Source organism: Haloferula sp. (assembly GCF_049672945.1).
Classification (GTDB): domain Bacteria; phylum Verrucomicrobiota; class Verrucomicrobiia; order Verrucomicrobiales; family Akkermansiaceae; genus Haloferula.
Window position 1 is genome coordinate 1 of sequence record NZ_JBATWY010000062.1, and the last position, 2,402, is coordinate 2,402.

2 protein-coding genes are annotated in these 2,402 nt (G+C 48.8%); both read left to right on the forward strand.

Translation table 11 applies throughout. The annotated features are described in order from the left end of the window. Positions 1–403: 403 nt before the first annotated feature. A complete protein-coding gene (locus WBG04_RS05565) occupies positions 404–1,462 on the forward strand; it encodes an NAD-dependent epimerase/dehydratase family protein (RefSeq protein WP_424313388.1) in 1,059 nt (352 codons plus the stop codon). Then, on the forward strand, positions 1,459–2,211 hold the full coding sequence (locus WBG04_RS05570) for a WecB/TagA/CpsF family glycosyltransferase (RefSeq protein ID WP_424313387.1): 753 nt from the start codon (positions 1,459–1,461) through the stop codon (positions 2,209–2,211). Before WBG04_RS05565 ends, WBG04_RS05570 begins: the two co-directional genes overlap by 4 nt. Positions 2,212–2,402 lie beyond the last annotated feature (191 nt).

Consider the following 2,402-nt stretch of genomic DNA (forward strand, 5'->3'; position numbering starts at 1 on the left):
TGAAAAACTCAAATGGGAACCTGAAGTCGATCTCCAGACCGGCATGGAGAAGACCTACCACTGGATCAAGGAAGAGTTCGAGAAGCGCAAGCGCGGCGAACACGTGATCCAATAATCCTGCCCCGCCCCCCTTTTTCTCCGGTAGAGACCGGAGCGATTTTCAGTGACGTCGCTCTGCCGCAGACCGGGTGCCGTGTAGCCGTCTAAAAGCAAAGGGTCAGCTTTGATCGTTCGCTTTGGAAACGCCTTATTCTTGATTGAGGTGTCTACTTGGGTAATGAACTAGGAACTGATTTTTTCTGGATTTTCCGGATTCCTGATGGTGAAAAAGCTTTTTGCCAATTGGGTTCAGGTGTTTTCTAGGCAATCAAATCTTCGTGGAAAAACACACCTACTCTTATATATGCCCGTTGCTATAGTTACTGGATCGGCCGGTCTAATTGGATCAGAATCTGTCAAAGCTCTACATGAGAGAGGGTATCGAGTTGTTGGGATCGACAACGACATGCGCGCCTATTTTTTTGGTGCTGAGGCATCGACAGCGAGGACAGAACAAAAACTTTCTGAATCTTTAAAAAACTATTCACGGCATGAAGTGGACATACGGGATGCCCAAGCCGTAAATAATGTTTTTACAGACTATTCTTCAGACATTAGCCTAGTTATTCATACCGCCGCCCAACCATCTCACGACTGGGCAGCAAAGGAGCCCTTTACTGATTTTGGAGTAAACGCTAACGGCACGCTGAACATTCTGGAGGCCACTCGGTTGAATTGTCCTGAGGCGACTTTTATCTTTACGAGTACTAACAAGGTGTATGGTGATACACCCAATAACCTTCCTCTCGTTGAGCAAGAAAGTCGCTGGGAAATTGAAAAGGCTCATCCGTATTTCGTTGGAATTGACGAGAGCATGTCGATAGATCAGACGAAACATTCGATTTTTGGCGCAAGCAAGGTCGCAGCAGATGTCATGGTTCAGGAATACGGGCGGTACTTTGGAATGAAGACTGGTGTCTTCCGCGGGGGTTGCCTTACCGGGCCATCCCACGCAGGGGCCGAACTTCATGGTTTCCTAGCTTACTTGATGAAATGTATCGTGGAGAAGCGCCCGTACCGAATATTCGGCTACAAGGGAAAGCAGGTTCGCGATAACATTCATTCTAACGACCTCGTCTCCGCGTTTCTTCATTTTCATGACAATCCACAAAGTGGTGAAGTCTACAATATTGGAGGAGGTCGTCACTCGAACTGTTCGATGCTTGAGGCGATCCGCCTCGGTGAAGAAATGAGCGGGAATCGGCTTGATTCCAGCTATATTGAAGACAATCGGGTAGGCGATCATATTTGGTATGTTAGCGATGTGAGTAAGTTCCAAAGGCACTATCCAGATTGGAGTTATCATTACTCGATTGAGGATATTCTCCAAGAAATCTACGAATCTTGCGTAGGCTCGTTGTGACCAAGACCGTCGATATGGAATCGGTAACCGTACTCAATACGCCCTGCATTCTCACAGATTCCGCACGGCTGACAGCGGCATTGGAAGACCATTGTTCGGGATGTGAAAGGGAGGCCATCTCCGTCGACTTCACAAATGTTCACATCGTCGCGATGCGCACAGAAGATGAGGAGTTCTATGCCACGACTTCGAATGTTGATTGGTTCGTCTCCGATAGCCAGGTGCTTACTTGGGCGATTTCATGGCTTGGAGGGAAGAATCATGCCCGCGTCTATGGGCCGGCTTTTCTTGACTACTTTGTGAAGCATGCAGACGAGAAATTGACGCACTATTTTCTCGGAGGCTCCCAAGAGTGCCTCGAAAAACTTCTCGAAAAACTTCGCTACCTCAAGCCGGAGCTTAGGATTGTTGGCTCACAGAACGGATATTTTGGAAGTATGGACGAGGCTGAGATACTCTCCGGAATAAACTCAAAATCTCCGGATATTCTCTGGGTGGGATTGGGGACCCCAAAGCAGCAACAGTGGATCAGTCGGATGAAGAGCGAGCTTCGTGTGGGTGCCGCTTTAGCAGTTGGTTTCGCCTTTGATGTAAATGCTGGAACGAAGAAGGATGCACCACGATGGCTAGGAAAGATGGGCCTCACCTGGCTATACCGTTTTGCCTGCGAACCTCGTCGCCTCTGGCATCGATACGCGCACTACAATACCTTATTTGTAAGGCTCCTACTGTTGCAGCTAAGGCGTTGAATGACTCAGCGTACTGCAGCAACTTCTGACAGGTAAGCCAATCTCCGACATCATCTCCTCCTTTCAAATTCCGATTCCTCAACTTACGGTACGCTCATGCCAAGTGACATTCACCCCCACGCCACCCTGCCTCGTCATTTCAAGGAGGTCCTGCTCGGCCAGAAAGGATGCGTCCTCTGGTTCTGCGGTCT